The sequence below is a fragment of the Streptomyces sp. NBC_01571 genome, assembly GCF_026339875.1.
Taxonomy (GTDB): Bacteria; Actinomycetota; Actinomycetes; order Streptomycetales; family Streptomycetaceae; genus Streptomyces.
This window is the reverse complement of sequence record NZ_JAPEPZ010000001.1, coordinates 908255-930803: the sequence shown is the minus strand read 5'-3', so window position 1 is coordinate 930803 and position 22549 is coordinate 908255. Positions and strand designations below refer to the sequence as shown.

At 72.8% G+C, this 22549-nt stretch carries 23 protein-coding genes and 2 pseudogenes; 13 read left to right on the top strand and 12 right to left on the bottom strand.

Features of this window, described 5'->3' with window-relative positions:
• Positions 1–43: 43 nt before the first annotated feature.
• From OHB41_RS04300 to OHB41_RS04290, 3 genes are all read right to left on the bottom strand, one after another.
• Positions 44–859: an SAM-dependent methyltransferase gene (locus tag OHB41_RS04300; protein ID WP_266696610.1), complete on the bottom strand. Its 816-nt coding sequence runs from the start codon at positions 857–859 to the stop codon at positions 44–46.
• Positions 860–951: 92 nt separating this feature from the next.
• Positions 952–1206, bottom strand: a complete 255-nt coding sequence (locus OHB41_RS04295) for a DUF397 domain-containing protein (protein WP_266696609.1) — start codon at positions 1204–1206, stop codon at positions 952–954.
• Between the two features lie 27 nt (positions 1207–1233).
• Positions 1234–2109: a Sco1979 family transcriptional regulator gene (locus OHB41_RS04290; RefSeq protein WP_266696608.1), complete on the bottom strand. Its 876-nt coding sequence runs from the start codon at positions 2107–2109 to the stop codon at positions 1234–1236.
• A gap of 303 nt (positions 2110–2412) precedes the next feature.
• Between OHB41_RS04290 and OHB41_RS04285 the strand changes: the two genes are divergently transcribed.
• Both OHB41_RS04285 and OHB41_RS04280 read left to right on the top strand, forming a co-directional pair.
• On the top strand, positions 2413–2973 hold the full coding sequence (locus OHB41_RS04285) for an ATP-binding protein (protein WP_266696607.1): 561 nt from the start codon (positions 2413–2415) through the stop codon (positions 2971–2973).
• Positions 2942–3415: a hypothetical protein gene (locus OHB41_RS04280; RefSeq protein ID WP_266696606.1), complete on the top strand. Its 474-nt coding sequence runs from the start codon at positions 2942–2944 to the stop codon at positions 3413–3415. The genes OHB41_RS04285 and OHB41_RS04280 overlap by 32 nt, the downstream gene beginning before the upstream one ends.
• A gap of 132 nt (positions 3416–3547) precedes the next feature.
• Here the strand turns inward: OHB41_RS04280 and OHB41_RS04275 are convergent, their stop codons facing one another.
• Positions 3548–3988 carry an SPW repeat protein gene (locus tag OHB41_RS04275; protein ID WP_266696605.1) on the bottom strand — a complete coding sequence of 147 codons (441 nt, stop codon included), beginning with the start codon at positions 3986–3988 and terminating at the stop codon, positions 3548–3550.
• Positions 3989–4177: 189 nt separating this feature from the next.
• Here OHB41_RS04275 and OHB41_RS04270 point away from each other — a divergent pair, with 189 nt between their 5' ends.
• The 6 genes from OHB41_RS04270 to OHB41_RS04245 all read left to right on the top strand — a co-directional run bounded on the left by OHB41_RS04270 (position 4178) and on the right by OHB41_RS04245 (position 10706).
• Positions 4178–4621 (top strand): hydrolase, encoded by a 444-nt coding sequence (locus tag OHB41_RS04270; RefSeq protein WP_266696604.1) that lies wholly within the window; start codon positions 4178–4180, stop codon positions 4619–4621.
• Positions 4622–5064: 443 nt separating this feature from the next.
• Complete coding sequence (locus tag OHB41_RS04265) at positions 5065–6450, top strand: FAD-dependent oxidoreductase (protein ID WP_266696603.1); 1386 nt, start codon at positions 5065–5067, stop codon at positions 6448–6450.
• The gene (locus OHB41_RS04260; protein ID WP_266696602.1) at positions 6447–7331 is read left to right on the top strand and encodes a DUF1365 domain-containing protein; all 885 of its coding nucleotides are present in this window, start codon (positions 6447–6449) and stop codon (positions 7329–7331) included. The genes OHB41_RS04265 and OHB41_RS04260 overlap by 4 nt, the downstream gene beginning before the upstream one ends.
• Positions 7328–8596 carry an SAM-dependent methyltransferase gene (locus tag OHB41_RS04255; protein ID WP_266696601.1) on the top strand — a complete coding sequence of 423 codons (1269 nt, stop codon included), beginning with the start codon at positions 7328–7330 and terminating at the stop codon, positions 8594–8596. The genes OHB41_RS04260 and OHB41_RS04255 overlap by 4 nt, the downstream gene beginning before the upstream one ends.
• Positions 8596–9903 (top strand): class I SAM-dependent methyltransferase, encoded by a 1308-nt coding sequence (locus tag OHB41_RS04250; protein WP_526025030.1) that lies wholly within the window; start codon positions 8596–8598, stop codon positions 9901–9903. The genes OHB41_RS04255 and OHB41_RS04250 overlap by 1 nt, the downstream gene beginning before the upstream one ends.
• Positions 9900–10706: a DUF1295 domain-containing protein gene (locus tag OHB41_RS04245; RefSeq protein ID WP_266696599.1), complete on the top strand. Its 807-nt coding sequence runs from the start codon at positions 9900–9902 to the stop codon at positions 10704–10706. Before OHB41_RS04250 ends, OHB41_RS04245 begins: the two co-directional genes overlap by 4 nt.
• A gap of 198 nt (positions 10707–10904) precedes the next feature.
• Here the strand turns inward: OHB41_RS04245 and OHB41_RS04240 are convergent, their stop codons facing one another.
• From OHB41_RS04240 to OHB41_RS04230, 3 genes are all read right to left on the bottom strand, one after another.
• Complete coding sequence (locus OHB41_RS04240; RefSeq protein WP_266696598.1) at positions 10905–11666, bottom strand: anti-sigma factor; 762 nt, start codon at positions 11664–11666, stop codon at positions 10905–10907.
• Positions 11663–12247, bottom strand: coding sequence for a sigma-70 family RNA polymerase sigma factor (locus tag OHB41_RS04235; protein ID WP_266696597.1), 585 nt, complete (start codon positions 12245–12247; stop codon positions 11663–11665). The genes OHB41_RS04240 and OHB41_RS04235 overlap by 4 nt, the downstream gene beginning before the upstream one ends.
• A gap of 157 nt (positions 12248–12404) precedes the next feature.
• Positions 12405–12734 carry a hypothetical protein gene (locus OHB41_RS04230; protein ID WP_266696596.1) on the bottom strand — a complete coding sequence of 110 codons (330 nt, stop codon included), beginning with the start codon at positions 12732–12734 and terminating at the stop codon, positions 12405–12407.
• Between the two features lie 128 nt (positions 12735–12862).
• Between OHB41_RS04230 and OHB41_RS04225 the strand changes: the two genes are divergently transcribed.
• The gene (locus OHB41_RS04225; RefSeq protein ID WP_266696595.1) at positions 12863–13882 is read left to right on the top strand and encodes a MerR family transcriptional regulator; all 1020 of its coding nucleotides are present in this window, start codon (positions 12863–12865) and stop codon (positions 13880–13882) included.
• A gap of 28 nt (positions 13883–13910) precedes the next feature.
• Here OHB41_RS04225 and OHB41_RS04220 read toward each other — a convergent pair whose 3' ends face one another.
• The 3 genes from OHB41_RS04220 to OHB41_RS04210 all read right to left on the bottom strand — a co-directional run bounded on the left by OHB41_RS04220 (position 13911) and on the right by OHB41_RS04210 (position 17917).
• Positions 13911–14633, bottom strand: a complete 723-nt coding sequence (locus OHB41_RS04220; RefSeq protein ID WP_266696594.1) for a DUF4142 domain-containing protein — start codon at positions 14631–14633, stop codon at positions 13911–13913.
• A 160-nt stretch (positions 14634–14793) separates the two neighbouring features.
• The gene (locus tag OHB41_RS04215; protein ID WP_266696593.1) at positions 14794–16167 is read right to left on the bottom strand and encodes a cryptochrome/photolyase family protein; all 1374 of its coding nucleotides are present in this window, start codon (positions 16165–16167) and stop codon (positions 14794–14796) included.
• Between the two features lie 214 nt (positions 16168–16381).
• Entirely contained in the window at positions 16382–17917 is a 1536-nt protein-coding gene (locus tag OHB41_RS04210) for an SDR family oxidoreductase (RefSeq protein ID WP_266696592.1), read from the bottom strand.
• A gap of 205 nt (positions 17918–18122) precedes the next feature.
• Here OHB41_RS04210 and OHB41_RS04205 point away from each other — a divergent pair.
• The 3 genes and pseudogenes from OHB41_RS04205 to OHB41_RS04195 form a co-directional block, all read left to right on the top strand.
• A pseudogene (locus tag OHB41_RS04205) lies at positions 18123–18591 on the top strand (MarR family transcriptional regulator); the annotation flags it as partial.
• A gap of 59 nt (positions 18592–18650) precedes the next feature.
• Positions 18651–18845: pseudogene (locus OHB41_RS04200) on the top strand (MMPL family transporter); the annotation flags it as partial.
• Between the two features lie 105 nt (positions 18846–18950).
• Positions 18951–19118 carry a DUF8839 family protein gene (locus OHB41_RS04195; protein ID WP_266696591.1) on the top strand — a complete coding sequence of 56 codons (168 nt, stop codon included), beginning with the start codon at positions 18951–18953 and terminating at the stop codon, positions 19116–19118.
• 52 nt (positions 19119–19170) lie between these two features.
• Here the strand turns inward: OHB41_RS04195 and OHB41_RS04190 are convergent, their stop codons facing one another.
• Together OHB41_RS04190 and OHB41_RS04185 are read right to left on the bottom strand one after the other, a co-directional pair.
• On the bottom strand, positions 19171–21153 hold the full coding sequence (locus OHB41_RS04190) for a hypothetical protein (protein ID WP_266696590.1): 1983 nt from the start codon (positions 21151–21153) through the stop codon (positions 19171–19173).
• A gap of 152 nt (positions 21154–21305) precedes the next feature.
• Complete coding sequence (locus tag OHB41_RS04185) at positions 21306–22232, bottom strand: LysR family transcriptional regulator (protein ID WP_266696589.1); 927 nt, start codon at positions 22230–22232, stop codon at positions 21306–21308.
• 137 nt (positions 22233–22369) lie between these two features.
• Here OHB41_RS04185 and OHB41_RS52260 point away from each other — a divergent pair, with 137 nt between their 5' ends.
• Positions 22370–22453, top strand: a complete 84-nt coding sequence (locus OHB41_RS52260; RefSeq protein WP_351720866.1) for a putative leader peptide — start codon at positions 22370–22372, stop codon at positions 22451–22453.
• Positions 22454–22549 lie beyond the last annotated feature (96 nt).

Genomic DNA, 22549 nt, shown 5'->3' with positions numbered 1-22549 from the left:
ACGTGGGACCGGCGGGCGGGGACCGTGAACCTGTGCCGTCGTCCTACGGCTTGCGGGCCACCGCCCCGTACATGGCGATGTCCTCGTCGCGGATCGGCTCGGTCTCCGTGCCGTCCGGGTGCCACTTGTGGACCTGGACGATGCCGGGTTCGACGAGTTCGAGGCCCTCGAAGAACTCCTTCGCCTCCGCGTGGGTCCGCAGGCGCATCGGCATGTTGCGCGCCGCGTACTCGCGGGCGACGCGGGCCACCTCCTGCGGGGCGAACTCGGCGGTGCCTATGGACATCGCCAGATAGCTGCCCGAGGGAAGCGGCTCCAGCAGACGCCGGACGATGCCGACCGCGTCGGCCTCGTCGAGCACGAAGTGGACGATCGCGATCACGGTGAGCGCGACGGGTTCGCCGAGGTCGAGGGTGTCACGCAGTTCCGGTGCGTTCAGGATCGTCGCCGGATCCAGCATGTCGGCCTCGACGTACGCCGTCCTGCCCTCGGGGGTGCTGGACAGTAGGCCCTGCGAGAGGGTCAGGACGATGGGATCGTTGTCCACGTAGACGACCCGGGAGTCGGGGGCCACCGACTGGGCGATCTCGTGGAGGTTGGGCGAGGTGGGGATGCCGGTGCCGACGTCCAGGAACTGGCGTACCCCCGCCTCCTTGGCGAGATAGGCCACCGCGCGGTTCATCCAGTCGCGGTTGGCCTTCATGTGGATCGGCAGCGCGGGCCACTCCCGCGCCATGGCGTCGCCCGCCTCCTGGTCGGCGGGGTAGAAGTCCTTACCGCCCAGGATGTAGTCGTAGATGCGCGCGGAGTGTGCGCTCTCGGTGTCGATACGGTCGGCCGGCCATCCGTTGTCGGGCAACGCCGCCCCTCCCATCAAGTCGTCGGTTCACAGCGGGTGTTGAGTGCGGTGAGTGAGCAGGACACACAGGGCATAGCAAGAGGACAAGGTTGTCAGAGAAGGAAGTCGGCCGCCCCCGCCTTGACGCCCGCCAGGAAGCTCGTCATCTCATGGGGGGTGAAGACCAGCGCGGGCCCGTCGGGATCGGTGGACTGACGCAGCGCGATCCGCCCGTCGGCCAGCCTCTTCGCCTCGACGCAGGCACCGCCCGCGTCGTCGCTCCACGGCTTGGACCAGCCCTGCGCGCCGAGTTCCCGAGAGGGCATGCCATTGCGTATGGAGGGGTCTCCCCGGTGGTGCTGCCTCATCGGGGGCTTGTTCCTGTGGTGGTGCACTCATAGCTCCTTGCGAATCGAGCCGAGAAGGGCCTCGGTCTTGGTGGCGGGCGTGGACTGGGCGCCCAGCCGGTCCAGTGCCTCGCGGTAGACCAGGACGTCGTCCACCTTGTCGAGATAGACGGCGCCCACCAGACCACTCGAATACACGATGTCCGGCAACTCGCTTGCCCTGAACCGGAAGAGGTGGAACGCACCGGCGCGCATGGCCGGATGCGGGCCGTTCCTGAACGGCATGATCTGCAGGGTGACATGGGGGAGCGTGTTCACCGCGATGAGATGGTCGATCTGGGCGCGCATCACCTCGGGGCCGCCGACCGGCCACCGCAGCACGGTCTCGTCCATCACGACCCAGACGCGTGGCGGCCCCGGCCGGGTCAGCAGTTCCTGGCGCCGCATGCGCAGCGCGACCCGCCGCTCGGTCGCGTCGGCCGGGGCGTGCGGATTGCCCGCGCCGAGCAGAGCGCGCGCGTAGGCCTCCGTCTGCAGGAGTCCGTGCACGAACTCCGCCTCGTACGCGCGGATCTGGAGCGCGGCCTGCTCCAGGCTCAGATACGCGGCGAACCAGTCCGGCAGCACGTCGCGGTACGTGTGCCACCAGCCACGCTTGTTGGCCTCGCGGACCGACTTCAGGAAGGTGTCGATCTCCTGCTGGTCGGTCACACCGTAGATCTGGAGGAGCTTTTCGGCGTCCGCGAGCCGCAGCCGGGCCACCTTGGCCGCTTCCATCCGGCGGATGGTGGAGTGGCTGACACCGATCGCCTCCCCGGCCTGCTCGTACGTCAGACCGGCGGCGGTACGGAGCTCCTCCAGCTGTCTGCCGAGGATCATGCGCAGGACCGAAGGCGCCCCACCCCAGTCGGAATCCGTGGACACGCCGTACCCCCTCGGAGCGGGTTTCGAGGTCGCAGTCTGTCACGATCATCCGCCGACCAGGGAAGCATGCACCTGGCACTCTGCAAATTTCAACTTGTCGGTTGCGAGGTGCTGTTGGCAGCTGCCACAGTGGTCCTATCGTCCCTGGAACGGTTAAGAGGCAGGCCGCACAGCCCAGTTGGGGGAGACGAAGCTGTGGCGCGACGGCTTGCGCGACGAGATGGACGCATCTCGTGGCGATACCGGACCGCCGGGACGGCACTGGCACCGCCTGTGGTGCAGGCAGACGAAAGGCGAACGGCGATGACCCCGCCCTCCCTCCCCCAGCCTTTGGACCGACTGCCGGGGGACGAATATCCCCACCGGGCCGGAGTGTTCGCCCTGCGCGCGGCCCCCGCTTCAGTAGGTGTGGCCCGAAGACATGTGCGCGACCTCCTGAGTGAGTGGGGCACGGACCGTGAGACGCGTGACAACGCTGTCCTGCTCATCTCCGAACTCGTCACCAACGCTCTGACGCACACGGCGAGCGAGTGGATCGTGTGCAGACTCCACATCGCCCGGGGCCCGCTCCACATCGAGGTCGAGGACCAGCATCGTGGCTGGACCCTCCCGGCACAGCGTCAGCCGGGACCCGAGGACCAGTGCGGCCGCGGGCTCCTGCTGGTCGGCGCGCTGAGCAGCGACTGGGGCGTCGGGGACACCGCAGACGGGTCCGGCCGCATCGTCTGGGCCGTCCTGCCGGCGCGGAGCGGCAGCCCTGCCTCGATCAGCCGTCCGCCCACCATGAAAACCGCCCGGCCCATCCCCCACTCGGCCGAAGGATCTCCGTCTGATGGAACGACAGCACACTCCCGACCTGTGTGAACACACCTCGGCCCGCGACCCCCGCGACCACGGCACAGCCCTCGACCCACGCGAGTCCGGCGCCACCCTCGTGATACCCGCCGAACTATCCCCGAGTCTGGGGTACGACGCCGTGGGCACCTCCCGGGAACACGGTGAACGGATCATGGACTGTCTGCCCCGCGTCGGCTGCGTCTTCGCCGACGACGAGCGGTGGTGGTGGATCGTCCCGTCCGGATCGCACATAGGTGTCACCTGGCCGTCGTCCACGCGCTACGCGATCGGCGCCAGGCTCGCCGACCCGTCCTGGACGCGGGCCCTGCGGCGCCCGCGCTCCGACCGGCCGCGTCTGATCCACCGCCCCGAGGGCGAGTCGCCGTACACACCACCGATTCCGCTGTACTTCCTCACCTGCCGTCTCGCGGGAAGCGCCCCGAGGTGGTCGCTCGGCACGGCGATCTGACCTCGACCCGGGGTGTGGTCGCGGGTGGTTGCGGTGGCGCGTCGAGGCCGGCCCGCACGGGCGGGCCGGCCTGTGGCTGTCGTCCACTTCCTTTCCCGCGAACGGGTCGGCACCCCGGAGCGACGATCGGGCCTACGCCCGGGAAGTGCTCTTCGTCGCCGTGAACGCGCACACCGCCCCCAGGACCACGGCCAGCGCGCCGATGATGATGTTGTTGAGCACCACGCCGGTGTCCGGGCTGGTGCCGACCACCCACGGCGAGATGATCATCCACACACCCATCGCGCAGAGGGCCCAGCTCAGGCCGTACATCCTCTCCGGTGTCACGGTGAATCCGAGGGCCAGCACGGCAATCGCGATGCCCAGGACGAGGTTGTGGGTCATCAGGTCGGGCTGACTCGTCGTGTAGTGGAGTATCCACGGGGACACGGCGCAGTACAGACCGAGCAGGAACACGGGTCCGTCGACGAGCGCCACGTCGCGGCCACCCGTCACGCGGGCATACCGGTCCCGCATTTCGGACACGTCCGGGTGGTTCGTGATGTCGTTTCTGGGGTGCGAGACGTTGGCCATGAGTCGACTCCTTCGATCTCGGCAGGCCTGACCGCTTCTGGTGCGGTGTGCGGTAAGCGCCGCTTGCACCTATTGTGCGCTTATTTCTTCTTTATGTGTAGAGGTGGCTTTCGCTGAGGGGACAGGCCGCAGCGGCTCGGCAACCACGCGAGGCCGAGGGAATTGCCCGGTACACGGACGGAGTCGCGGGTGCGGGAACCGAGTGAGAGTGAGCTGACAGCGCGGCTGCCCGAGCTGATCTGGTCCACTCCGTACGTGGGCCGGCGCTTTCCCGGCTCGCGGTCCGTCGCCGAGAGGCCGGGCCTCGCCGACGGCGCCAACTGTCAGTTCTTCGCCTACGAAGTGCTGCGCCACCTCGGCCCGCGTCTGCCCCCCTGGCGTTCGAGCGAGCTGTGGGCCGACACCGTACTCACCGAACGGGTACGGGAGTCCCGGCCGCAGGACCTCGCCCTCTTCAACCACGGCGACGAGGCGTGGGGTGCCCATGTCGGGGTCGTCGTGGGCGAGGGCCGGGTCCTTCATCTCTGCGCCGAGGTGGGACGGCCGGTGATCTGGCCTCTGCGGGAGTTCGCGACGCGCGAGCGCTACCGCACGCTGCTCGGCTTCAAGCGGCCGCGTCCCGGGGCCGGATGACGGACCGAACCCGGACCCCCGCGTCCCGGTTCCGTCCCGCGGCTCCCGCGTCCCGGTCCCGCCCCGCCGCTCCCGCCATCCGGTTCCGCTCCGCCGCTGCCGCTGCCGCGGTCCGGTTCCGCTCCGCCGGTCCGCGGTCCGGGCCCGCCTCGCTGATCCACGGGCCGGTTCCGCCTCGCCGCCCCGCAAGATCTCCGTGCCGCGCCGGGAGAGTCCCGACGACGAGTCCGCACGGCCATGGCCCACGGTAGCCGCACGGGCGCGCTCCGTACGGCCGTTCCGTGCTCGCCCCCTTCTCACCGACCAGGCATATCGCCCGTGTCGGCACCGGCCTCTCACCCGATCGGAGGAAGGGCGCCTTCCGGCCAATCCATCACGGCCGCAGCTTCGGAATAGGGCCGAGAGCTCTGAAGCCGAAACCGGCGAGCCGGGTGGGAGGAGACATGGTGCGGCAAGCGTCAGAGGACGCCTCGCGTGCGGACCAGCAGGAGATCGCCGACCGCGGACAGCGCGGACAGCGCGGACAGCCCGGACAGCGCGGACAGCCCGGACAGCGCGGACGGCACGGGCCGGCGCGGCGGACGGCCGTCATCGGCGGGGGCGTGGCGGGACTCACCGCCGCCCACGTGCTGGGCCGCGCACGACCGGTGGCCCTGTACGAGGCGGACGACCGGCTCGGCGGCCACGCGCACACCCATGACCTCGCCGCCTCCGACGGCAGACTGCACCGCGTCGACTCCGGCTTCATCGTGCACAACCGCCGTACCTACCCGAACCTCCTGAGGCTGTTCGACGAACTCGGCGTCGCCACCCAGGAGTCGGAGATGAGCATGTCGGTGCGCTGCGAGGGCTGCGGCCTCGAGTACGCGGGCGCGCGCGGTCCGGCAGGCCTGTTCGCCCGCCCGCGAAGCGCCCTGCGCGGCTCCTACCTCCGGATGCTCACCGAAGTGCCGGCCTTCCACCGCGCGGCCCGGCGACTGCTGGCCGCGGACGGCGAAGAGAGCCTGACGCTGGGCGAGTTCCTGACCCGGGAACGCTTCTCGCCGTACTTCGTGCAGCACTTCGCGACCCCGCTGGTATCGGCGGTCTGGTCCTGCGACGCCGTCACGGCCGGCCGCTACCCGGCCGCCCACCTGTTCCGCTTCCTGGAGCACCACGGCATGCTCTCGGTGAGCGACTCCCCGGTCTGGCGCACGGTGAGCGGCGGCTCCCGCTCCTACGTCGACCGTGTCGCCAAACGCCTCGACGCCGTGCACACCTCCGCCCCCGTCCGCGCCGTGCGACGGCATCCAGACGCCGTGGACGTCACCACGGCGGACGGCACCACCGCGTCGTACGACTCGGTGGTGATCGCGGTCCATCCCGACCAGGCCCTGAGGCTGCTGGCCGACCCCACCGAGCGGGAGCGAGAGGTGCTCGGCGCTTTCCGCTACTCCCGCAACACCACCCTCCTGCACACCGACACCGCGCTGTTGCCGCGCGCCCGGGCGGCGAGGGCCTCCTGGAACTACCTGATGCCGTCGTGCGACGCCGGCGCGGACCGGGTCCGCGTCAGCTACGACATGAACCGGCTCCAGCGCCTCGACGCACCCGATCACTACGTGGTCACCCTCGGCGGCGAGGACCGCGTCGACCCGGACCGTGTCCTGGCCCGCATGGTGTACGAACACCCCGTCTACACGCGGGAGTCCGTCGCCGCGCAGACCCGGCTCCCGGAACTGAACAGCCCCGTGACCGCGTACGCCGGCGCCTACCACGGCTGGGGATTCCACGAGGACGGCTGCCGCTCCGGCGCGGCGGCCGCCGCGGCCCTCGGGGTGACGTGGTGACCGGTACCCCCGCGCTCTACCCCTGCACGGTCTCGCACGTACGGACCGCGCCGACCCGGTACGTGCTGCGCCACCGCACGTACATGTGGCTGACGGACCCCGACCACCCGCCCCGACTGCCCCTTCCGCTGCGCCCGTTGGCCGGCTTCGACCCCCGTGACCACTTCGACGGGGACCAGCCGACCATCCGCGCCGGGCTCGACCGCTTCCTCGCCGGGCACGGCATCGATCTGCGCGGCGGCCCGGTCACGATGCTCACCCACGCGCGGGTCCTCGGTCACGTCTTCAACCCGCTCACCCTCTACTGGTGCCACGACCCCGGCGGCGCACCGCGCTGCGTGGTCGCGGAGGTGCACAACACGTACGGCGAACGGCACTGCTATCTGCTGCTCCCGGACGGCGCCGGGACGACGCGGGAGCAGCGGGACGACCACCGCGCCGTCGCGGCCGACGAGCCTTCGGAGCCCGCCCGGTCGTCGGAGCCGGCGAGCCGCCGGGCGGAGTCGCCCGAGCGGGAGGACCGACGGCCCGAGCGGGAGACCCACCGGTTCGGGAGGCGGCTCTACCGCACGGAGAAGCGGTTCTACGTCTCGCCCTTCTTCCCCGTGGACGGCGAGTACCGCATGCGGCTTCCCCTCCCGGACGACCGTCTCGACCTCATGGTGCGCCTGGAGCGCGCGGGCACCCGGCCCTTCACCGCGACCGTGCGCGGGACCCGCCGTGCGGCGACCGTCGCGACGCTGCTGCGTGCCGCGCTGCGCCACCCGTGGTCCACCGCCGCCGTCTCGGTGGCCATCCGCGTCCACGGCATCCGCCTCTACCTGCGGGGACTGCCCGTCCAGCCCCGTTCACACCACCGAAGCCAGGAGAGTGACACATGAGGACAGCCGAGCCCCGCTCCGCCACCGCGCAGCGCCGGGACGGGGATCCCGCCCGCTGGCCGGACGTGGTGACGCCGCCGGAGGCCTCGCGCACCCGGACCGCCGTCACCCGCGCCGTGCTGAGCAGGGCACTGCGACGGCTGCCCCTGCAGGCACGGTTCGCCGACGGAAGCCGTCTCGGTACCGGCGGCCCGGTGATCGAGATCCACGACCCGGAGGCCTTCCACCGCCGTATCGGCACCCACGGACTGGTCGGCTTCGGCGAGTCCTACATGGCGGGCGAATGGGACGCGCCGGACCTGGTCGCCGCGCTCACCGTGCTCGCCGACAACGCGGCGCGGCTGATCCCGGAACCGCTCCAGCGGCTGCGCGGCCTGTGGGCGCCCCGCCGCCCGGAAGCGCAGCGCAACACACTCACCGGCGCCCGCGACAACATCAGCCGGCACTACGACCTCTCCAACGACCTGTTCGCCCTCTTCCTCGACGAGACCCTCAGCTACTCGGCGGCCCTCTTCCGCGGCTTTCCCGCCTCGTGGCCCCTGCTGGCCGCCGCCCAACACCGCAAGATCGACCGGCTGCTGGACCTCGCCGAGGTCGGGCCCGGCACCCGGCTGCTCGAAATCGGTACCGGATGGGGCGAGTTGGCGATACGCGCCGCTGCCCGCGGTGCCCGAGTCACCTCGCTCACCCTCTCCCGCGAGCAGCGGGACCTGGCCCGCCGGCGGGTGCGCGAGGCGGGGGTGGCCGACCGGGTCTCCGTCCGGCTGTGCGACTACCGGGAGGCCGAGGGCACGTACGACGCCGTGGTGAGCGTCGAGATGGTGGAGGCGGTGGGGGCGGAGTTCTGGCCGGTCTACTTCGCGACGCTCGACGCGCGGCTCGCCCCCGGCGGTCGCGCCGCGCTGCAGGCGATCACCATGCCGCACGACCGGATGCTGGCGAGCCGCGACACCTTCACCTGGATCCAGAAGTACGTCTTCCCCGGCGGCCTGCTGCCCTCGGTGGAGGCCGTGGAACAGGTGACCCGTGAGCACACCCGGTTGCGGACCACCCGCAGGGACCCCTTCGGCGCGCACTACGCGGAGACCCTGCGGCTGTGGCGCGAGCGCTTCACCGAGCGCGCCGACGAGGTCGAAGGGCTCGGTTTCGACGCGACCTTCCGCCGGATGTGGACCTTCTACCTGGCCTACTCCGAAGCGGGATTCCGCGCCGGGTACCTCGACGTCCAGCAGTACCTGTTCACGAAGGAGGACCCCACCCCGTGATCACCGTGACCACCGCCCGCCCCGGTGCCGCCCACCGGCTCGCCGCACTGGCCGAGGACGCCCTCGGCGGCCCCCTGCCGCTGCGGTTGCGCGCGTGGGACGGCAGCGAGACCGGCCCCCGGGACGCCCCCGTGGTCGTCGTCCGCACGCGCCGCGCCCTGCGACGGCTGCTCTGGCAGCCCGGCGAACTGGGCCTGGCCCAGGCCTACGTCACCGGGGAGATCGATGTCGAGGGCGACTTGGCGGCGGGCCTGAGCGCCATGTGGAGTGCGGTTCGGGAGCGCAGTCTGCACGCACCCCGGCTCACCCCCGCCGACCGGGCCCGCGCCGCCGCCACCGCGTTGCGCCTCGGGGCCGTGGGTCCGCGGCCCCCGACCCCCGCCTCGCAGGCACGACTCCGCGGCGGCCTGCACAGCAGATCCAGGGACCGCGCCGCCATCAGCCACCACTACGACCTGTCGAACGCGTTCTACCGCCTGCTCCTCGACGAGACCATGGCCTACTCGTGCGGCTACTGGACCGGCGAGGAACCGGACTTCGGTCCCGCCGACGCCCAGCGTGCCAAGCTGGAGCTGATCTGCCGCAAGCTCGGCCTCGTCCCGGGTGCCCGGCTGCTGGACATCGGCTGCGGCTGGGGCTCCCTCACGCTGTACGCGGCGGAGCGGTACAAGGCCCAGGTCACCGCGGTCACCCTGGCCCGGGAACAGGCCGCGTACGTACGGGATCAGGTGCGCGAGCGCGGCCTCGAACACCAGGTCGACGTGGTCTGCCAGGACTACCGGGACATCGCCGGCGGCGCGTACGAGGCCGTCACCGCGATCGAGATGGGCGAACACGTGGGGGACACCGAGTACCCGGCGTTCGCCGCCGCCCTCCACCGCTTCGTCCGCCCACGGGGGCGCGTCCTCGTCCAGCAGATGTCGCGGGGCTCGGTGGCACCGGGCGGCGGCGCGTTCATCGAGGCGTACATCGCACCGGACATGCACATGAGACCGCTGGGTGACACCGTCGGCCTGCTGGAGGCCGCGGGGCTGGAGGTGCGGTCCGTGGAGTCGCTGCGGGAGCACTACGTCCGTACGGTCGCGGCCTGGCACCGCACGCTGGAGGAGCGCTGGGACGACTTCGTCCGGCTCGTGGGGGCGGAGACGGCCAGGGTGTGGCGGCTGTACCTGGTCGGCGGGGCGCTCGCCTTCCAGGAACGGCGCATGGGCGTCGACCAGATCCTGAGCGTGCGGCCCGCTCCCGGAGGCAGCAGCGGCATGCCCGCCGTGCCGGGGGACTGGTACGCGGGGGCGGACGAGCGATGAGCGGCTTCCCCTGGGCAGGCTTCGCCCAGAACCTCGGTCTCGCGGCGGCCGCGGCGTTCGCCGTCATGCTCGTCACCTTCGCTGTCGCCGTACGCAAGGGCGTCCACCGGATCGTGGACGTCGCCTGGGGGATCGGGTTCACCGCCGTGGCCGTGGTGTCCTTCCTGGCCTCCGCCGGCGAGGGCGACGAGGGGCGACGGATCCTGGTGACCGTACTGACCTCGGTGTGGGGGCTGCGGCTGGCCCTGCACATCGCCCGGCGGGGCCGTGGCCACGGCGAGGATCCGAGATACGAGGCGATGCTCGCCAAGGCGCCCGGCCGTCGCCACCTGTACGCCCTGCGCATGATCTACCTCCTGCAGGGAGCCCTGGTCTGGCTGGTGTCGCTGCCCGTCCAGGCCGCGCAGTACGTCTCCGCGGGCCTGACGGGACTCACCCTCGCCGGCGCCGCGCTGTGGGCGGTCGGACTGTTCTTCGAGGCGGTGGGCGACGCCCAACTGGCCCGGTTCAAGGCCGATCCCGCCAACCGCGGCCGGGTCATGGACCGGGGCCTGTGGAGCTGGACCCGGCACCCCAACTACTTCGGCGACTTCTGCGTGTGGTGGGGCCTGTTCCTGCTCGCCTGCGACTCGGGCGCGGCGGCCGCGGTGTCGGTGCTCTCACCGCTGCTGATGAGCTGGCTGCTGATCAACGGCAGCGGGAAGGCGCTGCTGGAGAAGCACTTGGCGGGGCGAGCGGGGTTCGCCGAGTACTCCGCGAGGACCAGCGGCTTCTTTCCGTTGCCGCCGAAGTCGCGCGGCTGACGGGGCCGCGTGCGGGCGTCGCCCGCCGGGGGAGGACCGGTGACGACGCCGGGAGGACCGGCTCGTCCCGGGAGAGGGACGGGCCGGTCCGCTCCGGTCCGGAAGGAGAGGATCGGCCGCTCCCGCCCGGCCTGGCGCGGAAGAGGACCGGCCGGCCCGGTCCCGACGAGGGGGCACGGCGCGGCCGGCCGGCCGCGGTCAGGCGGGGAGGTCCAGCAGCGCGAGAGGCGCCGAGGTCGGCCGGGCCGAGCCGCCGGCCGGTTCCACGGTGATGCCCATGCCCGAGGCCTTGGCCACGTTCCCGTCCAGCAGCACCGCCTCGCTGGTCCGATGCGGGTCCATCAGACCGGCGGAGCGCATGGTGCCCGCGTCGTCGAACCACAGCTGGTAGACCTTGCCGCTCGGCGGCTTCGCCATCTCCGAGGAGATGAAGACGGCCTTGTCACGGCTCGCGGAGACGACCACCGTGCCGCCGGCCCCGCCCGCCAGTCTCGCGGTACGGCTCTTCGCGTCCGGGGCGGCCAGCACCGCGGTCAGGTCGGCGGTCCGGCGCTCGGCGTCCCGCGCCTGATGCTGTGCGTCCCGCGCCCGTTCGTGCTGCCACACCGCCGTGCCGCCGAACGCCGCCGCGGCGGCCACACAGGCGGCCAGGGCCCAGCGCGACAGGCCGCGGGTACGGCGTACGCGGCGGAGATCTGGTGCTGGGGGCGGGGAAGGCGTCGGCAGGGGCGCTTCCTGCCGGACCGTGGTGATCTGCCGCATGACCCGGTTCTTGAGCTCGGGGGCCGCGACGGCGCTCTCGGCGAGGCCCAGCCGCGCGGCCGTGGCGGTCAGCTCACGAACCTCCTGGACGCAGGCCTCGCAGTCGGCGGCGTGCCGCTCGAACCGGCCGCGCTCGTCCGCGTCGAGGGCGTACAGCGCGTACGCGCCCGTCAGGGTGTGCAGGTCGGACGTGGTCATGCGGTGACCCCCAGGCAGTCGCGGAGACGGATGAGACCGTCGCGCAGCCGGGTCTTGACCGTGCCGAGCGGAAGCGTCAGCAGCTCCGCCACCTCCCGGTAGGTCAGGCCCCGGTAGTAGGCGAGGGTCACGGACTGGCGCTGGAGTTCCGTCAGCGTCCGCAGACAGCGCCGCACCTGCTCCCGTTCCAGCCGCGCCTCGACCTGCTCGGTCACCTCGTCGAACTCGGGCGTCCGGTCGAGGAGGGCCGCCTTGTGCTCGCGCGCCGCCGAGGCCTCGGCCGAGCGCACCCGGTCGACGGCCCGCTGGTGGGCGAGGGTGAGCACCCAGTTCATCACCGACCCCCGCTCGGGCCGGTAGCGGGCGGCGGTCCGCCACACCTCGACCAGTACCTCCTGCGCCACCTCCTCCGACTGGGCCAGGTCGCGCAGCACCCTGCGGACGATGCCGAGCACCGGCCCCGCCACGACGTCGTAGACCGCGGCGAAAGCCTCCTGGTCGCCCCGGGCGACGTCGGCCATCAGGTCCGGCAGACCGGGTCCCGCCGCCGGGTCTCTCCCGATTTCCACGGCTTCCTTCACAGGGTGGTCCTCCAAGCAGGGCGAACGGTACGGGACTGATCCGGAGCAGGTCCGGCCGCGGATTGGCCCACGGCGGGAGAATCCCGGGTGCGGTGGCCGGGCGCGTGCGCGGGACGCGGGCCGGCCGGGCCCGGTGCCGGGCGGGCTCCGCCGGTCCTCACCCGTCGGCCCGCGTGGGCAGCCGGCGTCGCCGTCGGGGCAGGCAGCGTCGGCAGTGGCCGCCGGCGGTCCCCGGCGGCCGGCCGGTGCGCCGCGCGAGCTGTGTCCGGGTGGAGTCCTCGTACGACGCGAGACGCGGCACCCGACGCTGCGGTGCGGGTGGTCCGGTGAGCTCGTGCCGGACGGAGACGCGATCGGGCGCGGCGGCCTCGGGACGGCCGCGCGTGTCGCCGGTGGGACCCGGCGGGGATCCGGGGGCCGCGACCGGCTCGGTGCGGCGGGTGTGTACGGCCGGCGCACGCCCCGTGGTGATCGGATCTGCGGTCATGACCACGGCTCCTCGGTTCGGACGGGGGTCACGGGGCGCCTTCCGTACGGCGCGCCGCGAGGCTCCATCGTGTGAACCGCGGGACATCCGGGACAACTTGCATCGTTTCTGCGTCGTATAGTCGCCGCATGGGCGAGGACCGACCGACAGGGCCGTCAGAAGTGGCCGCACGGCCCGCCGAGACGGGCGTCACCACGGGTGCGCTGGCCCGCCGGCTGGGAGTGTCGCCCACCACCCTGCGTTCCTGGGACCGCCGGTACGGAGTGGGTCCCGCGGTCCGCTCCGACGGGCGGCACCGCCGCTGGACGCCGCAGGACGTGGCGATGCTCGAGGAGATGTGCCGTCTGACCTCCGCGGGGGTGCCGCCCGCCGAGGCGGCCAGGACCGCGCGGAAGGGCGTCGAGCGGATCCCTTCCGGCCCCGACCCGTCCGCGGAGGCCGGCCGGCGGCGTTCACAGGCGGCCGGCGCGCTGCCGCTCGGTGACGTCCGCCAGGAGTGCAGGGGCCTCGCGCGCGCCGCCGTGCGCCTCGACGCGCCCGCGATGGACGACCAGCTGGCCTCGCTCGTGGCACGGCACGGCCTGGTCGTCGCCTGGGACGAGGTGATGGTGCCCACCCTGCACGCGGTGGGACGCAAGTGGGAGTCCTCCGGTGACCGTTACGTGGAGGTGGAGCACCTGCTGTCCTGGCATATCTCCCGGACGCTCCACCGGGCCACCGAGCCGGCCCGGCCCGACGCTCCGGCCACCGGCCCGGGGCCCGTGGTGCTGGCGTGCGTCCCCGGCGAGGAGCACAGCCTGCCGTTGCAGGCGCTGCACGCCGGACTCGCCGAACTCGGCCTGCCCACAAGGATGTTCGGTGCGGCCGTGCCCACCGAGGCGCTGACCGCGGCGGTACGGCGGCTCGGCCCGACGGCCGTCGTGCTGTGGGCCCAGACCCGTTCGACGGCCGACGTCCCACTCGCCCGGCACGTGGCCGGCACCCAATGGGGTGTCAAGGGAGCCCGCAACCATCCCGCCGTCGTGCTGGGCGGCCCCGGCTGGGCCGGGCGTCCGCTGCGCGGGATGCTCCGCCCGCCGGGACTGCGGGACGCCCTCGGGTCCCTCATGGGCCTCTACGACAACGTCGCCCCGGCCCCGGGAAGCTGAGGTCCCGGGCCGGGGCGACGTTCCCGGTTCACCGCACCGTCGGTGAGGGGGACGCGGAACTTCCCGCGGGCGGGGTGAGGACGACGGTCGGCTCGCCCGGCGCGGGTGCGGGCGGCGTGACGTTTCCGGCGGGCAGCTTCGGCGGGGTGGTCTCCTGGAACAACACCTGGTCGAAGTTGACCAGTCCGGTCTTCTCCATCACCGTGATGTGGTCCAGCACCGTGTCGTTGGCCTGGTCGGCCAGCTGGCGCACCAACGAGTTCTCGGTGGTGGACCTGATCTTCGCGACGGTGAGGAAGATCGTTCCGTGGGTCAGCCGCAGGATGTTGGCGAAGTCCGTGTCGAACTGCTTGCCGCTGTCCGCGCTCAGGGTCGAGACGAAACCCTGCTGCTGCGGGGACGGCTTGTTGGGGATGGTGATGCCGAGCGTGGCGGCGACCTTGCGGTCGGTGTCGTCCAGCGCGGCGTGGCCCTTGATCAGGTGGTCGCCGGCGGTTCTGACCGCCGGGATGGTGCCCTTCTGCAGCGCCAGCTGTCCGACCGGGTACTCCCAGAGTCCCGCCGCTCGCACCTTGACGACGAAGTCACGGTCGGCCTCGGTCAACGGGCCCGTCGGAGTGTTGGCGATCACGCGGTTCGGGGCGCTGGACGTGGTCTGCACACCGATCACGGCAGGGTACGCGAGCGCGGCGAGTGTCATGGTCAACGCACCTGCCACGAAGAGCGTTCCTGCGTTCCGTGCAATGCGCATCGAGCCTCCTGGCGGGGCGGCAGCGCGGAGCCGGAGCCCCGTCGTGCCGCATGTGAATCCGGTGCGAGTGGATCCGGTGACGAGTGATTCTGACGCCCACCAGTACGCACGCGTTCGACGAAAAAATCTCTACGAACAGTAAAATCCCTGGTGACTTCCTTCAGCCACGGCCCCGGGCGTTCCTGAAGCGGGCCAGCGCGTCCGGAAGTTCGACCAGGGGGTCAGGGTAATCGTAGGCGGCGCGGTCCAGGCCCCGCAGCCTCCACGGCTCGTGCACGGCGGCGCCCGCGATCCCCTCCAGTTCGGGCACCCACCGCCGGACGTACACCCCGTCCGGGTCGTAACGCCTGGCCTGGAGCACCGGGTTGAGGACCCGGTTGGGCCGGGTGTCCGTGCCCGTCCCTGCCATCCACTGCCAGTTGAGCTGGTTGTTGGCGACATCGCCGTCCACCAGCAGGTCCAGGAAGTGCCGGGCCCCGACCCGCCAGTCCACGTACAGCGTCTTGGTGAGGAAGCTCGCCGTCAGCAGGCGTCCCCGGTTGTGCATCCAGCCCTCGTGGCGCAGTTGGCGCATCGCCGCGTCGATCACCGGATAGCCGGTGCGCCCGTCCTTCCACGCGACGATGTCCTCCCGCGCCTCGGTCTCCGGGCGCCAGCGGTCGTGGCGGGTCCGGTAGTCGGCCACGGCCGCGTCCGGCCGCGCGGCGAGCACCTGGTGGTGGAAGTCCCGCCAGGCGAGCTGCCGTACGAAGGCCTCGGCGCCCGCCCCGCCCGCGCCACGGGCCCGGTGCACCAGCTCGACCGGGGAGAGCGAGCCGAAGTGCAGGTACGGCGAGAACCGGGAGGTGGCGTCGCCGGCCAGGTCGTCGTGCCGGTCCTCGTACGACGCGATCCCGCTCCGCAGCCAGGAGACGAGTCTCCTCCGGGCCTCCGTCTCGCCGCCCCGCGCCAGTCCCTCGGACACCCCGGACAGGCCGGTGCGGGAGGGCACCGGCTCCGAGACGACACCGTCCGGCACCCGGATCGCCCGCGGCGCGGAGACCGCGCCGCGCAGCGACTGCCGCGACCAGTGCCGGAAGTACGGGGTGAAGACGGCGAAGTGGTCCGAGGAGGCCGGGGTGACGGCACCCGGCGCGAGTGCGGTGATCACCGTGTCGTGGACGTGCAGCCGGCACCCCTCGGCCTCGAGTGCGGTGCGCAGCCGGTCCTCGCGGCGGCGCGCGAAGGCACTGACGCCCGCGGCCATGTGCACCTCGTCGGCCTCCGCCTCGGCGACCACCTTGCACACCTCGGCGGTCACGTCGCCGGAACGCACCACCAGCCGTCCGCCCCGCTCGCGCAGTCCGGCGTCGAGGTCGGCCAGGCAGTCCGCGAGGAACGCCATCCGGTTGGGCGCCGTGAACCCTGCCGCGGCGACGGCGTCGTCGCGCACGAAGAGGGGGACCAGCGCGGCCGAACCGTCGTGGGCCGCCCGCAGCGCCGGGTGATCGTGCAGACGCAGGTCCGAGGTGAACAGGACGACCGAGACGTTCATGGCGGGGCTCCGGGATTCGGCTGGACCGGCGGTGCGGGCACGAGGACCACCGCCGCGAGGGCTACGGCGATTCCCGCTTCGGCGCGAGGGGCCCCTACGGATGCGCGGAGCGCGGAGCGACGGGAACCGGACGCGGCGGGATCGGGGGTCGGGGGTCGGGGGTCGGGGGGCGGACGAGGGATCAGGGGGCGGGGAGCGGAAGCGGGGTCGGCGGTCAGGGAGTGGAGGCGGACTCCGGTTTCGTCGTCGGGGTGCTCTCGGCCGCCCGCTTGACGGCGGCCTTCGCGATGTTGCGGGCCATGCCGCCGAACACGGCGGCGTGGAACGGCGACACGCTCCACCAGTAGGCGTGCCCCAGCAGCCCGTGCGGATGGAACATGGCCCGCTGCCGGTAGCGGGACCCGCCGTTGTCGCCCGTCTCGGCGTACATCTCCAGCCAGGCGAGCCCCGGCAGCCGCATCTCCGCGCGCAGCCGCAGCAGGTGACCGGGCTCGATCTCCTCGACCCGCCAGAAGTCGAGCGAGTCGCCCGCCCGCAGCCGGGTCGCGTCGCGCCGCCCGCGCCGCAGACCGACACCGCCCACCAGGCGGTCCAGCCAGCCGCGGACGGCCCAGGCGAGCGGGAAGGAGTACCAGCCGTTGTCGCCGCCGATGCCCTCGACCACCCGCCACAACGCCTCGCGCGGCGCGTCCACGACCAGCTCACGACAGTCGGTGTAGAGGCTGCCGCCCGCCCAGTCGGGGTCGGTGGGGAGCGGATCGCTGGGCGCGCCGGGCACCGAGGCCGACGACCACCTCGTGGTGACCTGCGCGTCCCGCACCCGTTGCAGGGCCAGCGACACCGCCTCGTCGAAGCCGATCGGACGCCCCGGCGGATCGGGCACGTACCGGACGATGTCGTGCTCGTGGCACACGACCTCGTGCCGCAGCGACTCGGTGAGCGGGCGCGCGATGGACGCGGGCACCGGAGTGACCAGACCGACCCAGTGACTGGACAGTCGTGGGGTGAGCACCGGCACGGGGAAGATGAGCCTGCGGGGCAGGCCGGCGATGGTCGCGTACCGCCGCATCATCTCCAGATACGTCAGGATCTCGGGACCGCCGATGTCGAAGGTCCGGTTGACGTCCGCGGGCATCCGGGCGCTGCCGACGAGGGTGCGCAGCACGTCCCGTACCCCCATCGGCTGGATGCGGGTGTGCACCCAGCTCGGCGTCACCATCACCGGCAGCCGCTCCGTGAGATAGCGCAGCATCTCGAAGGACGCCGAGCCGGAGCCGATGATCACCGCGGCCCGCAGCACGGTGGTCGGCACGCCGGAGTGCAGCAGGATGCGGCCGACCTCGGTGCGGGACCTGAGGTGCGGCGACAGTTCCGTCTCCGGTACGCCCGGCGGTGTGAGCCCGCCCAGGTAGACGATCCGCCGGACGCCGGCCGCGCGGGCCTGTTCACCGAAGATCCGTGCCGCCTCGCGGTCGGTCGCCTCGAAGTCGTGGCCCGCGCCGAGGGCGTGGACGAGGTAGTAGGCGACATCCGTGTCACGCATCGCCTCGGCCACCGAGTCGGCGTCCAGGACATCGCCCCGTACGACGTCCGCCTCGCCGGCCCACGGGTAGTCGCGCAGCTTGGCGGGGGAGCGGGCGAGACAGCGCACCCGGTGTCCCTCCGCCAGCAGCTCGGGTACCAGCCGTCCACCGATGTAGCCCGTGGCACCGGTCACCAGACATCTCAGGCCGGCGTCGTCCTCGCTCATGGGTCCCTCCGTCGTTCGCCGCGTCGCCCCCATTCCGTACTCCCCTTGTCATGCCTTCCACGCGGGCGGTGACGTCGGATGCGTGGAAGGGGTCTTTCCGGCGACCGGGGATCCCCGAGGGGGCGGACGGCGGACTTCTCTAGGCTGATCGCGTGGCCGGACGAGACGGCGGTGACGACCGAGCGGGTGACCCTGTCCCCGAGGGGGCGGTCCGGGGCGGGAGCGCGACGGGGCGACGGATCTTCAGGCCTTCGCGGTGCGGCCGCGCCGCGTGAACGGGGAGATCAACCGTCTGGTCCACGCCTTCGCCGGCGAACACGGTCTGCACGCGACCGACGTGCAGGCGCCTGGCCGCGATCCTCGACGCGCCGCAACCCTTACCGCCGGCGGTCTGCGCGACCGTCTCGGACTCACCTCGGGCGCGGTCACGGCCCGTCTCGACCGACTCGGACGCGCGGGCCGCATCCGACGAGCCAGGGGGCCCCGGCCGCGGGGTGGTCCACCTCCACGACGTCGCCGAGGCCAGGACGGCGGCGGGCGTCCATGTCCGGCCGCTCGCCGAGGTCACCGCACGGGTGCGCGACCGTTGCGGCGGGGACGAGCTGTCCGTGGTGCTCCGCTTCCTCACCGAGCTGAACGAAGAACTCTCCACCGTGCGGCCACCCGGCCGCTGAGACCGGGCCGGCGGCCGCCGGGTTCGAGCGGTCCGGCCGGATGACGAGTCCCGTTCTCCTTCACCATCGCCTTCGGCGTCCTGCTCGACACGCTGGTGGTTCGCTCGCTGCTGGTACCCGCGCCCCTCCACGACATCGGGCGGCGCGCCCGGTGGCCGGGACGGCTCGGCCGCGGGCCCGCTCCGCTGCCCCGGTCGAGGAGCGCGTCAGCGCGCGAGGCGGGCCGCCTGCTACCGGCCCGCCCGCACCCCTGAAGTCGCCCCGGGCCTCCTGGGCATGTCCACGGAAATCACGGGCAAGTGAATTCCAGGCGACTCGGCGGTCCGAGTCGAAAGCCGGAGCTGGAGGTGTCCGCCGTTATGGGCGCGAAGGTGCTGGAACGATTTCCCGCAGGGTCCCCGCGTGGCTCCTGGACGGCGGAGGAATACGCCGCCCGACGCCGTACCGAGGGTCAGCCGGCCACCGTGGTGATGGACCTGAAGTCGGATGCGTTCCTCGTGGTCGTGCCGACCGGGGACGAGGACTGAGCGACCCGGCACGCCCGGTCGGCGGCCCGCGTCGCGTTCACGATGTCGCCCCTCACCGGCCTGGGCCACCGACCGGTTCCAGTGAGGTGCCGTCGCGCAGACGGGCCGACACCCGGACACGGGAGTCCCTCGGCGCGCGGACGGCGAGCGTCCGGCCTTGCTGCCGGGCCGTCACCTCGCCGGTCACGTCGATACGGGTGACCGCCCGGCTGCCGGCCGCCAGCAGATACCAGTGACCGGAGCGCGCACGCCAGTGGACGTCGGCCACCACGTGCCGGCCGAATCTGCCGCAGGCCGCGGTGGACCGGGCCCGGCCGACCACCTCGGCGGGAGCGGACGGTGAGGAGGCCGGGGCACGCAGCACCAGCTCCACGTCACCGGGCCCGCGCCAGGTCGAGGCCCGCGTGCAGGCCCACACCGCGTGTCCGCCCCGCTCGGGCAGTTCCTGCTCGGCGAAGTCCCAGACGTTGACCGCCCGGACGCCCGTGCCCCGCAACTCCTCGAGTCCGCACGCCAGGTGGGCCCAGGCGAGCAGGGCCGGACCGCCGGTCGCCTCGCGAGGCAGGCGTGCCGGAGGGCTCCCGTGTCCCGGCAGCGGGGTGTACGTGAGGTGCACCGGCGACAGTTCGCCGAGGTCGGTCAGCAGGAACGTGTGCTTCTCCACGACGCGGGCGGAGGAACGCAGTTGCAGCACGGGCCGGGTGTCGCATGCCGCTCTCCTGGTGGGAGCGGGGACGGGCACGGTGACGCCGTCCCGGGCGACGCCGACCGGCCGCGCGGGGGAATCGGGGCGCAACAGGTCGCGGCTGCGCGCCTCCGCGATCCAGGGAGCGAGGAGATACCGCGCGCCTCGGGCGCCGCGGTGGACGACCAGGGCGGCGGCGGTCGTCACATCCGCGTCGTCGGCCCGCGCCAGGGCGAGAGCACCGCGCCCGGGTGCACCGAGCGGCTCGCTGTAGCGCACCACCCGCCGGCCGTCGTACAGGAGCACCACGGCGTCGCCGTCGACGTTCCCGGCGTAGAGCAGCTGGGGCGAGCGCGGCGGAGGGTCCGTCGGGGTGCCCGGCGTCGTGGTGACCCGCAGCGCGGGTGCGGGCCGGCTCCACGTGGACAGCGCCCTGGCCAGCAGCGCCCGGTCGTTCGCGCGGGCGCCCCGCGCGGGCCACGCGGTGAGGTCGACCCGGGAGGTGTCGGCCCAGACGTCCCCGGCGGTGCGTACCAGGTCCTCGGGTCCGGGAAGTCCCACGCCGGTACGGGAGCCGGTGGCCGGCCGGGGCGGCGCGGCCTCCTGGCGGGCGACCGAGAGCATCAACCCGGTGATCGCGGCGGCGGTCAGCGCGGCCCACAGGAACCGCACACGGCGTCTGCGGCGCAGCAGATCGGTGGGCCGGGTCCGCACCGAGCAGGCGTCGAACTCCCTCGACGTGAGCAGGGTCCGCGCCGCCGCGCCCGCCGATTCGTCGAGACGGTTCGCCGACCGCAGGGCGCCCTCGGGATCGGGGACGCCCGCCGCGCGCAGCAACGCCTCGACCGCCGGGTCGGCGAGCCCGTCCGCCCGGCGCAGCACGAACGCCGCGCGCCCCGCGGACGTCGTACCCGCCAGGGCCTGGCTCAGGGCGATCTCCTCGGCCCCGCCCGCGCGCGGGAAGAGCCGCAGTCCCCAGACGACGGGCAGCGTGGGCAGGACCGTACGGGGCGGCGGCAGCCCGCGGGGCCAGCCGCGCGGTGACCGGCCGTGCGCCAGGGCGGAGCGCACGACCTGACCGCGCAGGCGGTCCTTCTCCGCGACGGGCCGCCGCGCCGTCCCCCGCGGGGCCGGCACCAGGGGGCCCGGCCGTCCGCTCCGGGTGCCCGGCAGCGACCGCTGCACCAGGGAGTGCGCCACGAGAATGCGACGGTGCCTGCTCAGCGACGACGGCAGCGTCAGATACGCCAGCCGCACCAGGTCGCTGTACTCCTCGACCAGGGCTGCCTCGGCCCGGTCGAGTCCGGTCCTGCCGTGGCGGACGCTACGGGCGAACGGAGGGAGGGGCATGGAACGAATGCCTTCCGAAGGAGCCGGCGTCCTGTCACGCCGATCCGTCAAACGAGGGACTCGTCGGATGGTCACAGCACTGCGCCCCGAGCGCTCCCTGGGGCTCCCGGGCGCTCCCCGCTCCTGGGCCGTCCCGGGCGGGAGCGGTCGGCTCAGTCCGGTGGTGCCGCACCGCCGCCGAGCTCCGCGGACCTGCGCACGAACGCGTCGTGCAGGTCGCCCGCGGCGCGTGGGACGGAGTCCGTCCTGCGGCGCCGGAGCATCAGCAGGACCCGTGTCGTGCCGTCGGTGAGCGGCCGGTACGTGAGGGCGCCGCACCGCTCCAGGGGATCGCCGATGACACTGAAGTCGGGCAGCACGGTGGCGCCCAGGCCCTCGGCGACCATGAGCTTTCCCATCTCGGCGCCGTCGGTCGAGTACGACGGGGACGGCCCCCGGCCCTCCAGGAACCGGTGCAGGTAGCGATGCATGACATAGCCGGAGCGCATCGCGATCAGGGGCTCGCCCCCGTCGAGGAGGTCGGCCGGCGACACGGCGGTCGACGCGGCCAGCGGACTGTCCGGGCGTACGCACACCACCGGCCGTCCGCGCAGCAGTTCGGTGGTCTCGAAGTCGGCGGGCATGTCGTCGCCGTCCAGGTGGTTCACCAGCCCCAGGTCGAAACCACCCTCCGAGAGGCCCCGGTGGATGTCCGACTGCTGGGCGCCGACCACTTCGACCTGTGTCTGCGGGTGCGTCGCGCGAAACCCCCGGACGACCGGGATGAGCAGCGGCACCGTCGCCGCGTTCACGGTGCCGACCCGGACCATTCTGCTGATGCGGTGCTGCTCGCCCGCCGCGCCGCGCAGCCGGTCGACCGCGTCGAGCACGTTGATGATGTGCGGCAGCAGTTCGCGCCCCTCGGCGCTCATCCGGGCGCCGGACCGCTTGCGCTCCAGCAGGTCGACACCGAGTTCCCGCTCAAGATTCCGTACCGTCTCGCTCAGCGCGGGCTGCGAGAGGTGGAGTTCCTCGGCGGCCCGGCGCAACGAACCGAGCCGGGTGACCGCCGCGATGTATTCCAGCTGCTCCGTGCGCATCCCAGCAGAATGCAGCCGCCGCCGCGGGCGGTTCAAGGGATGCCCTGTCACGCCTTCGTGAAATTCGCCGGTCCGGGATGCGAGACCGGCCCGCCGTTCCTTGACGGTCCGGACCGGCGGCTGCCACGATCGGCCACATGAAGAAGCAGCCGGACCTCACGCGACGACGCCACGTCGACCTCGCGCGTGTCTCCAGCGCCTTCTGTTGTCGCGAAGCCTGACGATCCCGACGGTAGGGTCCCCTTCGCACAGGCCGCCCGCCCGCAGGTGAACTCTCCCCGCGGGGCACTCCGCCGCCTTCTCCGCTCCCTGCCGCA